Annotated in this window: 16 protein-coding genes; 9 read left to right on the forward strand and 7 right to left on the reverse strand. The window is 59.1% G+C overall.

Annotated features, from left to right (window positions below; genetic code table 11):
- Positions 1 to 96 precede the first annotated feature (96 nt).
- Both eptA and ACJ8J4_RS01875 read right to left on the reverse strand, forming a co-directional pair.
- Positions 97 to 1,734: a phosphoethanolamine transferase EptA gene (gene eptA / locus ACJ8J4_RS01870; protein WP_197835663.1), complete on the reverse strand. Its 1,638-nt coding sequence runs from the start codon at positions 1,732 to 1,734 to the stop codon at positions 97 to 99.
- A gap of 139 nt (positions 1,735 to 1,873) precedes the next feature.
- Positions 1,874 to 2,515 carry an NAD(P)-dependent oxidoreductase gene (locus tag ACJ8J4_RS01875; protein WP_025302661.1) on the reverse strand — a complete coding sequence of 214 codons (642 nt, stop codon included), beginning with the start codon at positions 2,513 to 2,515 and terminating at the stop codon, positions 1,874 to 1,876.
- A 139-nt stretch (positions 2,516 to 2,654) separates the two neighbouring features.
- Between ACJ8J4_RS01875 and ACJ8J4_RS01880 the strand changes: the two genes are divergently transcribed.
- The 3 genes from ACJ8J4_RS01880 (at position 2,655) to ACJ8J4_RS01890 (ending at position 4,843) form a co-directional block, all read left to right on the forward strand.
- The gene (locus ACJ8J4_RS01880; protein WP_025302662.1) at positions 2,655 to 3,584 is read left to right on the forward strand and encodes a LysR substrate-binding domain-containing protein; all 930 of its coding nucleotides are present in this window, start codon (positions 2,655 to 2,657) and stop codon (positions 3,582 to 3,584) included.
- Between the two features lie 23 nt (positions 3,585 to 3,607).
- Positions 3,608 to 3,847 (forward strand): DUF1289 domain-containing protein, encoded by a 240-nt coding sequence (locus tag ACJ8J4_RS01885; RefSeq protein ID WP_015377731.1) that lies wholly within the window; start codon positions 3,608 to 3,610, stop codon positions 3,845 to 3,847.
- Positions 3,848 to 3,946: 99 nt separating this feature from the next.
- The gene (locus ACJ8J4_RS01890; protein WP_025302663.1) at positions 3,947 to 4,843 is read left to right on the forward strand and encodes an aldo/keto reductase; all 897 of its coding nucleotides are present in this window, start codon (positions 3,947 to 3,949) and stop codon (positions 4,841 to 4,843) included.
- A 61-nt stretch (positions 4,844 to 4,904) separates the two neighbouring features.
- Here the strand turns inward: ACJ8J4_RS01890 and ACJ8J4_RS01895 are convergent, their stop codons facing one another.
- On the reverse strand, positions 4,905 to 6,749 hold the full coding sequence (locus ACJ8J4_RS01895) for a polyurethane esterase (protein WP_043141172.1): 1,845 nt from the start codon (positions 6,747 to 6,749) through the stop codon (positions 4,905 to 4,907).
- Positions 6,750 to 6,990: 241 nt separating this feature from the next.
- Here ACJ8J4_RS01895 and sodC point away from each other — a divergent pair, with 241 nt between their 5' ends.
- Positions 6,991 to 7,512 carry a superoxide dismutase family protein gene (gene sodC / locus ACJ8J4_RS01900; RefSeq protein ID WP_025302665.1) on the forward strand — a complete coding sequence of 174 codons (522 nt, stop codon included), beginning with the start codon at positions 6,991 to 6,993 and terminating at the stop codon, positions 7,510 to 7,512.
- On the opposite strand, the gene ACJ8J4_RS01905 is transcribed toward sodC, so the two are convergent.
- The 3 genes from ACJ8J4_RS01905 to ACJ8J4_RS01915 are packed head-to-tail and all read right to left on the reverse strand — an operon-like array spanning position 7,513 to position 10,650.
- Positions 7,513 to 9,543: an FUSC family protein gene (locus ACJ8J4_RS01905; RefSeq protein ID WP_142590434.1), complete on the reverse strand. Its 2,031-nt coding sequence runs from the start codon at positions 9,541 to 9,543 to the stop codon at positions 7,513 to 7,515. It abuts the gene before it with no gap.
- 3 nt (positions 9,544 to 9,546) lie between these two features.
- Positions 9,547 to 10,410, reverse strand: a complete 864-nt coding sequence (locus ACJ8J4_RS01910; RefSeq protein ID WP_004931305.1) for an efflux RND transporter periplasmic adaptor subunit — start codon at positions 10,408 to 10,410, stop codon at positions 9,547 to 9,549.
- Positions 10,411 to 10,413: 3 nt separating this feature from the next.
- Positions 10,414 to 10,650 (reverse strand): DUF1656 domain-containing protein, encoded by a 237-nt coding sequence (locus ACJ8J4_RS01915; protein ID WP_004931303.1) that lies wholly within the window; start codon positions 10,648 to 10,650, stop codon positions 10,414 to 10,416.
- A gap of 180 nt (positions 10,651 to 10,830) precedes the next feature.
- On the opposite strand from ACJ8J4_RS01915, the gene slyA reads away from it, so the two are divergent.
- Positions 10,831 to 11,262 carry a transcriptional regulator SlyA gene (gene slyA, locus ACJ8J4_RS01920; RefSeq protein ID WP_197835547.1) on the forward strand — a complete coding sequence of 144 codons (432 nt, stop codon included), beginning with the start codon at positions 10,831 to 10,833 and terminating at the stop codon, positions 11,260 to 11,262.
- Positions 11,263 to 11,354: 92 nt separating this feature from the next.
- On the opposite strand, the gene ACJ8J4_RS01925 is transcribed toward slyA, so the two are convergent.
- The gene (locus ACJ8J4_RS01925) at positions 11,355 to 11,819 is read right to left on the reverse strand and encodes a glycine zipper 2TM domain-containing protein (protein WP_025159710.1); all 465 of its coding nucleotides are present in this window, start codon (positions 11,817 to 11,819) and stop codon (positions 11,355 to 11,357) included.
- A 351-nt stretch (positions 11,820 to 12,170) separates the two neighbouring features.
- On the opposite strand from ACJ8J4_RS01925, the gene anmK reads away from it, so the two are divergent.
- The 4 genes from anmK (at position 12,171) to tyrS (ending at position 15,794) form a co-directional block, all read left to right on the forward strand.
- A complete protein-coding gene (anmK, locus tag ACJ8J4_RS01930) occupies positions 12,171 to 13,292 on the forward strand; it encodes an anhydro-N-acetylmuramic acid kinase (RefSeq protein WP_025302667.1) in 1,122 nt (373 codons plus the stop codon).
- Between the two features lie 45 nt (positions 13,293 to 13,337).
- Positions 13,338 to 13,640 (forward strand): MliC family protein, encoded by a 303-nt coding sequence (locus ACJ8J4_RS01935; RefSeq protein WP_043141183.1) that lies wholly within the window; start codon positions 13,338 to 13,340, stop codon positions 13,638 to 13,640.
- Positions 13,641 to 13,727: 87 nt separating this feature from the next.
- The gene (gene pdxH / locus ACJ8J4_RS01940) at positions 13,728 to 14,381 is read left to right on the forward strand and encodes a pyridoxamine 5'-phosphate oxidase (RefSeq protein WP_043141187.1); all 654 of its coding nucleotides are present in this window, start codon (positions 13,728 to 13,730) and stop codon (positions 14,379 to 14,381) included.
- A 138-nt stretch (positions 14,382 to 14,519) separates the two neighbouring features.
- Entirely contained in the window at positions 14,520 to 15,794 is a 1,275-nt protein-coding gene (tyrS, locus tag ACJ8J4_RS01945; RefSeq protein ID WP_043141190.1) for a tyrosine--tRNA ligase, read from the forward strand.
- The last annotated feature ends 73 nt before the right edge of the window (positions 15,795 to 15,867 follow it).

Below are 15,867 nucleotides of genomic sequence, written 5' to 3' on the forward strand. Positions count from 1 at the left end.
CCGATTGGTCTAGGTCAATGGGAATAAAAAAACCGGCGCACAAAACGCCGGTTGTCTGCAAACTATTGTGCCCCAGCGGCACGCGGAAGTTAAGCGCTACGCCGCGTTGCGGCAACGCTGCAGGATATCCAACTGGGATTGATATTCGCGGGTCTGTACGTTCAGCATGCCCAACAGGGTGTGGAACAGGTTGTCCTGCGACACGTCGTCCTTTTCCGCCAGCGTGTTCAGGCACTGGCGATCAATGCCGAAATTGCGCTGATAGTCGGCAGACATCCACATCAGGAAAGGCACGTGCGTTTGCTGACTCGGCGCGAAGACATAAGGCGTGCCGTGCAGATACATGCCGTTTTCCCCCAGCGATTCGCCGTGATCGGATAAATAGACCAGTGCGGTATTGAACCGCTCGTCATACTGCCGCAGCAGCTTGATGGTGGCATCGAGCATTGCGTCGGTATACAGGATTGAGTTGTCGTAGGTGTTCACCAGCTGTTCATGGCTGCAATCCTGGATCTGATTGCTGTTGCAGGTTGGCGAAAACGTCTGGAATTCTGGTGTGCTGCGGCGGTAGTAAGCCGGGCCGTGGCTGCCCATCTGGTGCAGCACGATCACGCCGTCGTCTTTCAGGCTATTGATGTAGTCGTTCAGCTTGTACAGCAGCACGTTGTCCATGCAAACCTCACCGTCACAGTCCTGCGGCAGTTTCAGCTTGGTCATGTCCACGTGCGGCACCCGGTCGCAGGCACCTTTGCAGCCGCCGTCATTATCGCGCCACAGCACATTGACGCCGGCATGCGCCAGCACGTCGAGCATGCCTTCTTGATGCGTTGCCTGAGTCGCGTCGTACTCCTTGCGGGGCATGTTGGAGAACATGCAGGGGACGGAGATCGCCGTTTCGGTGCCGCAGGAACTGGCGTTCTTGAAGTAGACCACGTCGTCCTGCTTCAGGCGCGGGTTGGTTTCGCGCCCGTAACCTCCGAGGGAGAAGTTTTCGGCGCGGGCGGTTTCGCCCACCACCAGGATCACCAGCGTTTTCTTGGTCTGCTTGGCGATCAGCGGCCCTTTACGCGCGTCTTCACCGATCTTGACCAGCGGCAGATTGCGGGTGAAGTAACGTTGTTCGGTAAACTTGATGGTGCCGGCCACGAAGTTGGAAGGCGTCAACATCTTCACCACGCTTTTATTGTTGCGGATCAGTGAAGCGTAGTCTTTGTAGAACAGCGCGGCGACGATCAGGATCACCACCAACGACAGCATGACGTTAGCGGCGCGCAGCCCGACCATGTACCACCAGGGGCGAGTCTGGCGAATTTGGGTGAAGCAGACCGCTACCGCCGGCAGAATGCCGAGTAGCGCCAGCCACAATCCCATGCGCGGCGTCAGCAGCGCGGTCGCCTCCTGCGGGTTGGTTTCGAAGGCGTTTTGCATCATGTTGCCGTCGATCACCACACCATAGCTGAACATGAAATAGTTGGCTGCGGCGCTGCCGAGCAAGAAAAAGATGATCAACGGCTTACGCAGGTAGGGCACGGTCAACACGCTGAAGATAATATTCAGCGCACAAAAGATCACCACCGGCATGCTCGCCGCGAAAATCACGCTGTGGACGCTATCGAAGGTGATATACGACCAGGCGCGATGCAGGAATAACGCGTTTTGAAATAGAGTGAAGAACAGGGCGGTGGCGAGGGTAAAACCGAGGCTGTTGCACTGTAAGCGTTGACGTAACCACATTGCCAATGTCGGGATCCTGAAAGTAGATAATGTCGTGAAATCTACCGGATGAAACTTAAGAAAACCTTAGAAATTCAGAATACTGGCGACGGAGAATACGTGAAAACCGCCAGGCCTTATGGCCTGGCGGTGGGGCAGTTTAGTAGGCGGCGGTGAATTGCGCGCGAATAAACTGAGGTTTTTCAATCTCATCAACGATAGCGACCGCCAGATCTTCCACCGAAATGCTGGCCGGCGCGTCGCCGTTCATCAGCAGTTGCGTGGTGCCGAGGCGGAACTGGCCGGTGCGTTTGCCCGGCTCCAGCAGGGCGGCCGGCGAGAGATAGGTCCAGTCGAGTGCTGATTCGTTGCGCAGTTTATTGCGCAGATCGCGCACCGCCTGCGCGCCGGGGCGGATATTTTCCGGGAACTGCGGCGTATCCACCAGTTCAACGCCCGGCGCCACTTCCAGGCTGCCTGCGCCGCCCACCACCAACAGGCGCTTGACGCCTGCCTGCCCGACAGCGGTAAGGATCTGCTGGGCGCCGCGCGTAGTCTTCTCATACAGGTTGTCTTCGCCCCAGCCGGGATTGTAGGCGCTGATCACCGCATCCTGACCGTGCAACTGCCCCGCCAGCCAGGCGGTGTCGGCGACGTCGCCCAGTGCGATGGTCAGATTGGCGTGCTCCGGCAAATCTTTTTTCTGGCGGGCGATTGCCGTTACCTGAATACCGCGAGCCAGCGCTTCATCTACCACGCGGCGGCCAACAAAACCGGTTGCTCCAATAATGGCTACTTTCATCTGTATGCTCCTTCGGGGATAGGTTCAGTATCGTAAGGCAGGCCGATGTGCCTGCTGCGTGGTGTCTACTCTAGTCCTTAACAATAGCCGTGATTAGTGCCATATTCATGCTTTCTTGATTAAGTAAAACTTCATAATCGTGGATAAACTCAATCGAATGGCGGTATTCGCCACCGTGGTGGCGGAGGGATCGCTGGCCGGCGCGGCGCGGCGTCTGGGCATGACGCCTTCGGCGGTCAGTCAGCATATGCGCTCGCTGGAGAAGGCGCTCGGGGTGCCATTGCTGCATCGTTCCACCCGCCGTCTGGCGCTGACCGAGGCGGGAGCCGCGTTCTATCCCGGCTGCGAGGCGATGCTGCAACAGGCGAAGCAGGCGGAGCAGCGGCTGGCGGAGCTGCGGGATACGCTGGTGGGCGAGCTGCGCATCGCCACCCCGGTCGGCATCGGCGGCCGTTCGTTGGCGGAGGCATTGTCGCCGCTGCTGCAGGCGCACCCCAAGCTGACGCTGCGGGTGCTGGCGGACGATCGCATCGTCGACATGATAGAACAGCGGGTCGACATCGCGCTGCGGGCCAACCGTCAACTGGCGGACGCCAATATGATCGCGCATCCGCTGACGGCGTGGCCGATGGTGCTGTGCGCCGCGCCGCGTTATCTCAGCCAGCATGGGGTGCCGGAAAAACCGCAGGATTTGGTGCAGCACCGCTGGATCTCCAGCGGCTATAGCGGGGCCCATCTGGACTTGCTGCATCAGTCCGGCCAGCAGGTTAAGCTGCGGCTGGCGGAAGGGCAGATCGTCAGTGAGAGCATGAACGTAATGCGCGCCTTTACCCGTGCCGGGCTGGGCATTTCCGTTCAGCCGCTGTATGAAATTGGCGATGAGCTGCAGCGCGGCGAGCTGTTGCTGTTGTTGCCGGAGTGGCGGCCGGCGCCGCTGCGGCTGAACGCGCTGACGCTCGAACGCACTATGCCGGAGAAAAGCCGCCAGGCGCTGCGCTATTTGCGCGACTATTTTCGCCGCAATGGCGAAAAGGGACTTGCCAGCGGCGGCGATGGCGTCTTCAATTAGCAAGAGAACGCAGGAGGAGCCCCGTGGCGCAGCAGCTTGAGTTTTTCGACATTCCCAGCCCGTGTCGCGGCATTTGCCAGGCTGACGATCGCGGATTCTGCCGTGGCTGCCTACGCAGCCGCGAGGAGCGTTTCGGCTGGATGAACATGAGCGACGCGCAAAAGCGCGAGGTGCTGCGCCTGTGCCGTCAACGCTTCCTGCGGCTGCAGCGTGCCAATAAAGCGCCTGACGAGCCGCTGCCTGAGCAGCCGTCGCTGTTTTAACCTTTCCTGATCTGCCGCACGTTCGTGTGGCTTACCGCTTCCCTGTGCCTCACCGGCTTGTGTATGCTGACTGACAACTAATGTCATGAGGTTTTCGCAATGGTAGAACGTATTCGTCTCGCGCCGCAGGGGCCTGAATTTTCCCGCATGATTTGCGGTTACTGGCGGTTGATGGAGTGGGGCATGTCGCCGCAGCAGCTGCTGACGTTCATCGAACAGCATGTCGAACTGGGCGTCACCACCGCCGATCACGCCGATATCTACGGTGGCTATGCCTGCGAACAGGCGTTCGGCGATGCGCTGCGCCTGAAGCCGGCGCTGCGCCAGTCGCTGGAATTGGTGACCAAGTGCGGCATCGCCACCACCGCCAAGCCCGGCAACCCGATCGGCCACTACATCACCGACCGCGATCATATCGTACAGAGCGCGGAACAGTCGCTGCGCCATCTGCATACCGACTACCTGGACCTGTTGCTGATCCACCGCCCGGATCCGTTGATGGACGCTGACGACGTGGCCGAAGCCTTTGTCGCGCTGCACAAAAGCGGCAAGGTGCGCCATTTTGGCGTCTCCAACTTTACGCCTGCGCAGTTCCAACTGCTGCAGTCGCGCCTGCCGTTCTCGCTGGTCACCAATCAGGTGGAGATCTCGCCGATTCACCAACCGGCGATCCTGGACGGCACGCTCGACCAGTGCCAGCAGCTGCGCATCAAGCCGATGGCCTGGTCCTGCCTGGGCGGCGGCCGCTTGTTCAACGATGCTGAGTTCCAGCCGCTGCGCGACGAGCTGCAGCGAGTGGCGCAAGAGATCGGCGCCGAGACCATCGAGCAGGTGGTGTACGCCTGGGTGATGCGCCTGCCGTCTTCGCCGCTGCCGATTATCGGCTCCGGCAAGATTGAGCGGGTGCGCTCGGCGCTGAAGGCGCAGAAACTGGTGTTGAACCGCCAGCAGTGGTTCCGCATTCGCAAGGCGGCGCTGGGGTATGACGTGCCCTAAGGCGGAGCAGAAAGAGGAAAGCCGGGCGGCGAAAGCGCCCGGCTTTTTTTTATGCTGATCCTTAGGCCAACACCACCTGATCGGTATTGAAGTGATCGAGCGAGACGCCGATCAGCGTGACCTGGCTGTGCCCGAAGGCCAGCACCAGATCGTCGTTTTGCTGCGTGGCGTAGTCGCGAATATTCCCGCTGGCGCCTTCGGTACCGATAAACACCAGTTTATCGGTGGCGTTGAAGCCATACAGCTGGTCGCGGCCAAAATCCCCGCTGAACAGGAAGGTATTGCCGTTGCCGACGCCCTTCAGGATGTCATCGCCGCTGCCGCCGACGAAGGTCAGGTTGCCGCCGGCGTGGCCGATCAGCGTGTCGTTGCCGGCGTTGCCGAACAGCCAGGCGTCGTGGCCGCGAGCCTGCAGGAGATCATCGCCGTCGCCGCCGGTGGTAGTGGCGGCATAGGCTTTGAGGCCCGCATCCGATTTCAATCCGGTTGCTGTCACCTGGTGATCCACCTCTTTGCTGAAAATCAGCCAGGAGGTTTCTTTGCTGCGCAGGGTGCTGATGTCGTCCGCCAGCGTAATGCCGCCCTTGGCATCGCGCAGGTAAAGCGTGTTGCCGTCGTAGGCGACCTCGGTGTTTTTCAACGCCTGCTGGGTATCGAAGATATTGTGGCCTTTGCCGCCGGCGATCAGGTTATAGCCGCCGGCGTCGCGAAAGATATCGTCACCGTCGCGGCCCTCGAGATAGTCGTTGCCTTTGCCGCCCCTGATCAAATCATTGCCGTCGCTGCCGATGATAAACGTCGGTCCGCTGTGCGTTTCCGCGTTGCGGTTCAGGTCTTCCACCCAGGTATTGCCGCGCGTCACGTTCGACAGGTTGGAGACGATGATGGTCGAGTCCTTGTCGGTCAGTGAATAAAACTCGGAGTTCAGCACCCGCATCAGGCCGTCCTGATAAAAGAACGGCAGGTGCGACAGCCAGGTCGGAATGTTGAGAATGGAAAACGGCAGCAGGTTCCAGGCGTCCGACGCGTAGTGGTCGTTGAAGTTGACGATATTGTTGGTGGCGGAGGCGTGCGGCGCATCATGTACGCCCAGTGACGGCAGGGTCAGTGAGGTGCCGTCGAGCGCGCGGAACACCGGGTCGTTCTCGTAGCCGATGTTGATCACCTTACCGCCGGCTTCGTACTGGGTCGGCGAGGCGAAGGCGACATAGTTGGACTGCGCGTAGAAGCCGCCCCAGTTGGCGTCGCTCTGCGCCGCCATGCTATTGACCGCCAGCCCGCCGAGGCTGTGGCCGCTGACCACCACGTCTTCACCGCTCAGCCCGTGGGCCTTAGCGAATTTCGCCACGTCGCCCAGCAAATTGCCGAAGGCCTTCAGCGTATAGCCGTCGGCATAGCCTTTCGGCCCGAACCCGGCCAGCAGATCGTTAATCACATCGCCGATGGTATCGCCGATCAACGACTCGCGCGGGCCGCTGGTGCCGCGAAATGAGATGCCAATGGCGGTGAGATTGCCTTCGCTGTCATATTTGCCCAGTACTTCGGCCTGCGCGGTGGTGTAACCGGCTGTCTCGCCGTAGTAGGTGCCGCGCGCATCGGTTTTGCCGGCGTAACCGAGCTGCGCGGCGCTGATCACCGACCAGCCGGCATTGTTTACCGCCTCCTGCGCGGCCTGTTCGGAGTCGGGGTTCCAAGGGAGGCCAGGCAGGCCACCCTGCGACTGGGTACTGCCGATCAGCGCAGTGACCAGCGTCAGCGGCAGACCGAGGCCGAAACCGGTCTGGTGATAGCCTTCATCGAAGCCGTTATCGATATTATGGTAAGCGTAGGTAGAGATGGCCAAGGCGTCGGAAAACAGCGCCTTCGACGCATTTTCGTCCAGATCCTTATAGCTAAAGATGCCCATATCAGTTCCTTATGAAGTATGCCGCCTGGCCGGGGAGTGAACTCTCATGCGTCGGCGGTGGAAACAGGGAAACAACGTTAGCCGAACGACAGCTGGTCAGAGGACCAACATCGGTAGAATTATTATTAGTGCTAAATATTAGGCCTGCGAATCAAATTAGCGAGATTGTGCGTTGGTTAACAGTGCCGGCGCAGGCTCTCCTATACTGATAGCTCGATGTAGTCATTAAGGAGACTGATTGATGAAACGTTATTGGTATGCGGCGCTCGGCTTGATGGCGTGTGGCGCGGCTCAGGCGGCGACAGCTGACGTTGAGATGCATCTGGTGACCGGGCAGGGTATCGGTCAGGATATCGGCAAGGTAGTCATCAGCGAAACGCCGTATGGCTTACTGTTCACGCCGAGCCTGAAAGCGTTGCCGGCCGGAGTACACGGTTTCCACGTGCATGAAAAAGGCAGCTGCGAGCCGGGCATGAAGGAAGGTAAAGCGGTGGCGGCGCTGGCGGCCGGCGGACATTTCGACCCGCAAAAGACCGGGAAACACCTCGGGCCGTACGCCGACGGGCACCTGGGCGATCTGCCGGCCATCTATGTGACCGCCGACGGCATGGCAAACTACCCGGTGCTGGCACCGCGGCTGAAAAAAATCAGCGAAATAGAGGGCAAGGCGCTGATGGTGCACGCCGGCGGCGATAACCATTCGGATCATCCACAGCCGCTCGGCGGTGGCGGCGAACGCTTCGCCTGCGGCGTGGTCAAGTGATCATCCGCCGCTAACGGCCGGTGCGGCGGCGGGCTGCCCCATCGCCTGTTGCAATTGCTGCAGTGAGCAGTAGAGCCGCCAGATCAGGCCGGCCAGATCGCGCGCCGCCTGTTCCGGGTGGTGCGCCAACGCGTTGCTCATGCGCAGCAGCTCCTGCAGCGTGGCGTCCAGCGAACTGTGCTGCACGCCTTTCTCCGTCATAATGCCGCGCAGGCAGTGGATACAGACGTTGCGCACCGCCGACAGCGGATCGGAACGGGTCTGCCAGTCGCGCAGCTGCCAGACGATATGGCTGCAGTTGAGCAGCACCACGCCCCAGCGCAGCAGCCAGGTGCGGGCCTCCTGATCCTGACTCTGATTGAGTTGGCTGATGCGATGGTAGATCAGCGATTCGAACTGGCTTTCGCTCTGCTGCGGCTTTTTGCTCAACTGATCGATAAAATCGCGCCGCAGCGCGCGGATAATGCGGCGGCTTTTTCGCTTGTCCGAACTGGGGCGCAGGATCTGAAACGCCAACCCGGCCAGCAATACACCGACGATTTTACCGATGTTGTCATTGATAAAGGACTGGTAGTCATAGCTCGGCGGGTTGCTGACGGTCAGAAACGAGCCCATAAAGACGATCAGCTGCCCCCAGAGCGCGGCATAAGGTGGATTCTGCAGCTTGAGCATTTGCATGGTCACCAGAATAGGGAACAGGAAGGCGCAGAACACCCAGAAGTCGTCAATCTGGATCATCAAACCGAATTTCACCACAAAGCAGGCGACCGAGAGCAGCAGCACCGCCTTGAGCAAGGTGCTGACGCTGTTGATCGGCGAAGGCGTGGAGGAGTAAAGCACGCAGCTGATGGCGGTGAGCGTCAGCGCCGCGCTGCCGGCGTCCCACTGCGTGTTGATCCAGTAGGCGCAGCCGATCACGATGCATAAAAAGGTGCGCAGGCCGTTATAGGCGGCTTCGTAGCTGTCGGTATGGCGCGCCAGCGAGGTGACGCGCGGCGGTTGGAGCTCGCTGACCGCCGTGGCGCTTTCCAACCGCAGCAGCCAGCGGTTGCAACGCAGGTAAAGCCAGCAGAAATCCCGCAACCGCAGCCAGAAGGCGCGATGGCGGTAGTCCGTCGCGTCTTGCGGCGCGATCTGCTGGAGCAGACGCGCCAAGCGATATTTATCGGTGGCGGGATCGCGCAGCTCGTCCAGCAGCTGTGTCAGCACCGGCATCAGATTAGCAGGGCGATCCGGCCAGTTCAGCAGCATGCGGCGCAGGCTGGAAATGACGCTGGTAATGCGCAGCTGCTGGTGCAGCAGATAGTTGAGCAGGTTATTTTGCCGCCGCAGCCGGTAGTGGCTCCAGAATGCCTGAATGCGCAGCAGGTTCATGGTCAGGATCTGGCCGATGACCCCCTCGTGCGAGGTGCGCATCTGCGCGGTGACCTCCGGCTGCCACAGCATGGCGGCGTGCTCCAGCAGGCGTAGCTGCATGCGCCGCAGCGAGGTCAGCAAGGCTTCGCCGTCGGAGGTGCTGGGCAGGATCATCATCATCAACCCGCCGCACAGAATACCGGTGATCACTTCGCAAACCCGCGCCTGCGCGATATCGAAAATCTGCTGGGTATCGGTGACGTTAACCGTACCGAAGGCGATGATGGCGGCGGTATAGCCCGCCAGCGCGAAGGCGTAAGAGACGTTGTTTTGGTAATGATTCGAGACGTAGGTGCACAGCCCGATCCAGGCGGCGATGAACAGTGTAAACAGCCAGGGATCGTTCAGGCAGTGGCCGGCGATCGCTACCGAGGCGGCGGCGCCCACCAGGCTGCCGAAGATGCGGCCGATGCTTTTGCTGATCACGCCGCCGATGGTGGGGAAACTCACCACCGCGGCGGAGGTGAGCGCCCAATAGGGTTCGTCGAGCTCGAGCACGAACGCCACCCACAACGCCAGACACATCGCCAGCGAGTTGCGCAGCGCATAGCGCCATTGGCCGCCGGTCGCCTTACCCCAGGGGGTACGGCTCCACTCCAGAAAAGGCAGGTTCACACTTTAGTTCCGCTGATGAATCGAAATGGTGCAGGTGGTACCGGCGACCAGCGTCAAATCGGCGGGCACGTTGAGCAATTTTATCCGCACCGGCACACGCTGGGCCAAACGTACCCAAGGAACATTGGGCTTAACGTCCATTAATAGATCGTTGCTGCTGTCGACGCTCTGATCGTAAATGGCGCGTCCGATGCTCTCTACTTCCCCCTGCAGCGGCGTGTTGCCGTTATATAAAACGATGTCCGCTTTATTGCCTTCTTTTATATGCTTCAGCTTGGTTTCTTCGAAATATCCGAGCACATAAAACGAATGCACATCCACCAACGCCACCAGGGGCGTGCCGGCGTTGGCGTAGTTTCCGACGCGTGCCTGCAGGTTGGTGATATAACCGTCGGTTGGCGCATAAATTTTGGTTTTGCTCAAATTCCATTTGGCCTGTTCCAGGTTGGCCAGGGCCGCTTTATAGGCGGCCTTCATTGCCTGAGCGGCTAAATTGGACTCGTCCAAGTCTTCAGCGGAAATAACGTTACGCGGTAAACCGCGGCGGCGGGCAGCCTCATGGTCCGCTTTGGCCAGATCGGATTGCGCTTTTGCCACCGCGGCCTCGGCATTGTCCAGCGCAATCTGGTAGGGCACCGGGTCGAGGGTAAAAATCAGACTTCCCGCAGGTACGAACTGATTGTCATTCGCGCTTATTTTCTCTAATCTTCCAGAGACTTCAGGGGTGATATTGACGAGTTCTGCGCGCACTTTTCCGTCACGGGTCCATGGGGATTGCATATAATAATTCCAGAGCCACCAACCGGCGCAGACGGCAATGGCGCAGACGATCACCGTAGAGAAGTATTTTAATGTTTTATGCTGCATGGGTTACCAACTCGCTAAAATCCATAAGGAACCGCTGACGGTCAGAACGAAAATGGACAGGTCCATCAACATGGGATGCCAGATTTCACCGGAATACATCCAGTCTCTCAGCAGCTGATGAATCAGCAGCCATAAGACCAGTCCTAGTAAAAAAGCTTTAAATATAGGTGGAAAATAAAGCGATGCCCCCAGGACCAAATCGGGTAAGGGGGATGAGGTGTGTAACCATGATGTATTCACATTAACAATCCCTAAGGGTGAATATGTTGAATATTTGCATAACGATTAAACAATAGCGGCTAAAAATAGTGGTTATTTCCACAATATACATTATATACATTTGTGTTTTTAATGTGAGTTACCCAAAATAGTCTAAGCTCTGGGAGGTAATGTTAGCATGCTAATTATAAGGAGGGGTAAGTGGAGTCAACATTAGGTTCAGATTTAGCACGATTGGTTCGTGTTTGGCGAGCGCTCATCGATCACCGGCTCAAGCCGTTGGCGCTGACCCAAACGCATTGGGTTACGTTGCACAATATCAATCGCTTGCCGCCGGAGCAGTCGCAAATCCAGCTGGCCAAGGCGATCGGTATCGAGCAACCGTCACTGGTTCGCACGCTGGACCAACTGGAGGAGAAGGGGCTTATCACGCGTCACACCTGTGCCAACGATCGCCGTGCGAAGCGCATCAAGTTGACCGAAGCGGCCGATCCGATCATCAGAGAAGTCGATAGTGTGATCACGTCTACGCGCAGTGAGATTTTAAGCGGCATTACCGCCGACGAAGTGCATCTGTTGGTAGGGCTGATTGGCAAGTTAGAACAAAATATCACCGAACTGCAGAACAAATAATAATATTCTTATTTTCTACGATTACAGTTTCACAGCATCAGAAATAAAACCGGAGGCGATTGCCTCCGGTTTGCCGTGTGCCGCCGGCTGACTTACAGCGGAGAGACGGTGATGGTGTCGCCCATGCGCGCCATGCGCACGCGCTGGCCCGGGCTGAACTTGGTGTCGCCCGCTTTCTGCACCACGACGATGTTCTCTTTCTGGTCGGTTTTGATTTCCAGCTCGTAGCCTGAGGTACGACCGGCCACTTCACCGATGCTGTTGCCCGCTGCGCCGCCGGCGATAGCGCCCGCCGCGGTAGCCAGCGTACGACCGGTGCCGCCGCCAACGGTGTTACCCAACAGCCCGCCAATCACTGCGCCGCCGATCATCCCCAAGGCGTTGGAACCTTCCCCGCCCTGAATTTTCACCGGACGCACGGAAACCAGCGTCCCGTAGGTGACGTTCTGCACCTGTTTGGCCTGCGAGGACGAGTAGACATCGCCGGACATGGATTCATTGGCACACCCAGCCAACGTAACGGCGGCGACGGCAACGACGAGAAGACGCTTGATCATATAAAACTCCTGATGGTAGTAGTCCATAACCTGGCAATGCTCACCAGGCAAGATTCAGTGAAAATGATAGACAAAGTATGGCTGAAAGTTGATACAGCGCCATGCCTCATCGCTGCACGCAGCTTAACTTTTCTCTGTTCAACCAATAATAAACCGCGGTTTACCTTTATGACAGCCTCACCGACATTCCGTTGCCGGTTAACGCACGGTTTAACACATGAAATGTGCCACCGCGACGCACCTGGCTCACGGCGTGTAAAAAAAGCATCATAATTCATGGCGTTAATCCGGCAATTCTGGTTTATTTGTCAGGATAAAATTTGCTTACCGCGCGGGTTAGAGGATGTTGCTATGAAGTCAGGCCGCTATATAGGCGTCATGTCCGGCACCAGTCTGGACGGAATCGATGTGGTATTGGCCGCGATCGACGATCGCATGGTGGCGCAGCAGGCCAGCTATAGCCATCCGATGCCGATCGCGCTGAAAAAAGAGATCCTGGGGATGTGCCAGGGGCAGCAGACCACGCTGGCCGCCGTCGGCCGATTGGACGCACAGCTGGGCACGCTGTTTGGCGAGGCGGTGCTTGGCCTGCTGAAGCAAACCGGCATCGACGCCGAGCAGATCACCGCCATCGGTTGCCACGGCCAGACGGTGTGGCACGAACCGGAAGGCGACGCGCGTTTCTCGATGCAGCTCGGCGACAACAACCGCATCGCCGCGCTGACCAATATCACCACCGTCGGCGATTTCCGCCGGCGCGATATGGCCTACGGCGGGCAGGGCGCGCCGCTGGTGCCTGCGTTTCATCAGGCGCTGCTGGGGCATCCCGTCGAGCGGCGTATGGTGCTGAACGTCGGCGGCATTGCCAACCTTTCTCTGCTGTTGCCCGGTGCGCCGGTGCGCGGTTTCGATACCGGGCCGGGCAATATGCTGATGGATGCCTGGGTCTGGCGTCACCGCGCGCAACCTTACGATCAGGACGGCGGCTGGGCGATGCAGGGGCGAGTCTGCTTGCCGCTGTTGCAGCAAATGCTGGCGGATCCTTACTTTGCGCTACCGGCGCCGAAAAGCACCGGCCGCGAGTATTTCAATATCGCCTGGCTGGAGCGGCAGCTGGCCGGATTGCCGGCGATCGCGCCGGTCGACGTGCAGGCCACGCTGACAGAGCTGACCGCCGTCAGCATCAGCGAACAGGTACAACTGGCCGGCGGGTGCGAGCGCCTGCTGGTCTGCGGTGGCGGAGCGCGCAACACGCTGCTGATGGCGCGCCTGTCGGCGCTGTTGCCGGGCACGGAGGTCGGGCTGACCGACGATTGCGGCGTCAGCGGAGACGACATGGAGGCGCTGGCCTTTGCCTGGCTGGCGTTTCGCACGCTGTCCGGCCAGGCCGGCAACCTGCCTTCGGTCACCGGCGCCAGCCGTGAAACGGTGCTGGGTGGGATTTATCCGGTTTTGCCGTTGAGGGGCCGTTAGCTCTGTTAGGATAACCTGTGAAGGATTTCTCTAAGGAGCAACAGCATGAAAAAAGTCATTTTCGTCGCCGGCGCGCTGGCGTTGTCCGGCTGCAGCTACATCCTGCCGCAGAGCAGCCAGACGATGCACTACCAGTGCGGCACTACGCCGCTGACGGTGGGGCTCGACGGCAAGGCGAGCGAAGTCAGCCTGCTGATGGACGGCGAGCAACTGCATCTTAAGCAGGTGCTGGCGCTGACCGGTGCCAAATACAGCGACGGTAAATACACTTTTTGGTCGAAAGATCGTAACGCCTATCTTGAGCGCAACGGCAAGGTAGTCATGAGCGACTGCGTGTTGACGGAGTGACGGTCACGGCGGCGTCGGAGCGATTGAGTTCCTGACGCCGCAGGCGCAGAATGTAACGACGGATTTTTCAGTTGGTCGATAAACCAGATGATTGAAAAGAATGAGTTTGATGTTGCGGACCTGCGCCGTGAATATACCCGAGGCGGCCTGCGCCGCAACGATCTGACCGCCAACCCGCTCGAACTGTTCGAGCGCTGGTTGAAACAGGCCTGCGACGCGCGCCTGGCCGATCCTACCGCCATGTGCGTCGCCACCGTCGACGAACACGGCCAGCCGTATCAGCGCATCGTGCTGCTCAAGCATTTCGATGAGCAGGGGCTGGTGTTCTACACCAACCTCGGCAGCCGCAAGGCACAGCAGCTGGCGCAAAACCCGCATATCAGCCTGCTGTTCCCCTGGCACATGCTCGACCGTCAGGTGATTTTCCTGGGGCAGGTGGAGCGCCTGTCGACCCTCGAGGTGCTGAAGTACTTCAACAGCCGGCCGAAGGACAGCCAGATCGGCGCCTGGGTGTCGCAGCAGTCGTCGCGCATTTCCGCGCGCGGCGTGCTGGAAAGCAAATTCCTCGAGTTGAAGCAAAAGTTCCAGCAGGGCGAAGTGCCGTTGCCGAGTTTCTGGGGCGGATTCCGCGTGAAATTTGACTCCGTCGAGTTCTGGCAAGGCGGCGCCCATCGCCTGCATGACCGTTTCCTATATCAGCGGGACGGGAATGACTGGAAAATTGACCGACTGGCACCTTGAAGACGTAAAATCCCCTCTAAGCGCTGGTGCTGACGCCGCCGGCGCTTTATTCTATGCGCTACCCTGAATTTTTATTTCGCCACTGGGCGAAAGGCCGTGTACCGGCAAAGGTGCATTCGTTTATACATGGAGTCATTGATGGCAAGCAGCAACTTGATTAAACAACTGCAAGAGCGGGGCCTCGTTGCCCAGGTTACGGATGAGGAAGCGTTAGCGGAGCGACTGGCGCAAGGGCCAATTGCACTGTATTGCGGTTTCGATCCGACCGCTGACAGCTTGCATTTGGGCCATCTGGTTCCTCTGTTGTGCCTGAAGCGCTTCCAGCTGGCCGGCCACAAGCCGGTAGCGTTGGTGGGCGGCGCCACTGGCCTCATCGGCGATCCGAGCTTCAAAGCGGCGGAGCGCAAGCTGAACACCACCGATACGGTGAACGAGTGGGTCGAGAAGATCCGCAAACAGGTTTCCCCGTTCCTCGATTTCGACTGCGGCAGCAACAGCGCCATCGCGGCCAACAACTACGACTGGTTCGGCGGCATGAACGTGCTGACCTTCCTGCGTGACATCGGCAAGCACTTCTCCGTCAACCAGATGATCAACAAGGAAGCGGTCAAGCAGCGCCTGAATCGCGACGACTCCGGCATCTCCTTCACCGAGTTCTCCTATAACCTGCTGCAGGGCTACGATTTCTCCGAGCTGTACAACCGCCACCAGGTGGAGCTGCAGATCGGTGGTTCCGACCAGTGGGGCAACATCACCTCGGGTATCGATCTAACGCGTCGTCAGCACCAGAAGCAGGTGTTCGGCCTGACCGTGCCGTTGATCACCAAAGCAGACGGCACCAAGTTCGGTAAAACCGAAGGCGGCGCGGTCTGGCTGGCGCCGGAAAAAACCAGCCCGTACAAGTTCTACCAGTTTTGGATCAATACCGCCGACGCTGACGTTTACCGCTTCCTGAAATTCTTCACCTTCATGAGCCTGGAAGACATCAACGCGCTGGAAGAAGAAGACAAAAACAGCGGCAAGGCGCCGCGCGCCCAGTACGTGCTGGCGGAAGAAGTGACCGGCATGGTGCACGGTGCGGAAGGCCTGGCGGCCGCCAAGCGCATCACGCAGAGCCTGTTCTCCGGCGCGCTGCATGACATGACCGAAGCGGACTTCGCCCAACTGGCGCAGGACGGTATGCCGACCATCAAACTGGATGGCGACGCCGATCTGCAGCAGGCGTTGGTGAATGCCGAACTGGTGCCGTCACGCGGCCAGGCGCGCACCATGATCGGTTCCAACGCGGTGACCATCAACGGTGAGAAACAGTCCGATGCCGAATACCGCTTCAGCGATTCAGATCGTCTGTTCGGCCGCTACACGCTGCTGCGCCGCGGCAAGAAACACTACTGCCTGGTGGATTGGCAGTAAGCGAATAATAACGGTAAGGGGCCCTGGCGGCCCCTTTATTTTTGCGCAGCCGCCCGGCTGCCGTATTCCGAAC

Origin of the sequence: Serratia sp. CY47280, assembly GCF_052168655.1 — a bacterium.
Classification (GTDB): Bacteria; Pseudomonadota; Gammaproteobacteria; order Enterobacterales; family Enterobacteriaceae; genus Serratia; species Serratia bockelmannii.

What these genes read in the sequence shown, in the direction of transcription:
- eptA (WP_197835663.1), bottom strand. Translation starts at nt 1,734, where the DNA reads ATGTGGTTACGTCAACGCTTACAGTGCAACAGCCTCGGTTTTACCCTC.
- ACJ8J4_RS01875 (WP_025302661.1), bottom strand. Translation starts at nt 2,515, where the DNA reads ATGAAAGTAGCCATTATTGGAGCAACCGGTTTTGTTGGCCGCCGCGTG.
- ACJ8J4_RS01890 (WP_025302663.1), top strand. Translation starts at nt 3,947, where the DNA reads ATGGTAGAACGTATTCGTCTCGCGCCGCAGGGGCCTGAATTTTCCCGC.
- ACJ8J4_RS01895 (WP_043141172.1), bottom strand. Translation starts at nt 6,749, where the DNA reads ATGGGCATCTTTAGCTATAAGGATCTGGACGAAAATGCGTCGAAGGCG.
- sodC (WP_025302665.1), top strand. Translation starts at nt 6,991, where the DNA reads ATGAAACGTTATTGGTATGCGGCGCTCGGCTTGATGGCGTGTGGCGCG.
- ACJ8J4_RS01910 (WP_004931305.1), bottom strand. Translation starts at nt 10,410, where the DNA reads ATGCAGCATAAAACATTAAAATACTTCTCTACGGTGATCGTCTGCGCC.
- ACJ8J4_RS01925 (WP_025159710.1), bottom strand. Translation starts at nt 11,819, where the DNA reads ATGATCAAGCGTCTTCTCGTCGTTGCCGTCGCCGCCGTTACGTTGGCT.
- anmK (WP_025302667.1), top strand. Translation starts at nt 12,171, where the DNA reads ATGAAGTCAGGCCGCTATATAGGCGTCATGTCCGGCACCAGTCTGGAC.
- ACJ8J4_RS01935 (WP_043141183.1), top strand. Translation starts at nt 13,338, where the DNA reads ATGAAAAAAGTCATTTTCGTCGCCGGCGCGCTGGCGTTGTCCGGCTGC.
- pdxH (WP_043141187.1), top strand. Translation starts at nt 13,728, where the DNA reads ATGATTGAAAAGAATGAGTTTGATGTTGCGGACCTGCGCCGTGAATAT.
- tyrS (WP_043141190.1), top strand. Translation starts at nt 14,520, where the DNA reads ATGGCAAGCAGCAACTTGATTAAACAACTGCAAGAGCGGGGCCTCGTT.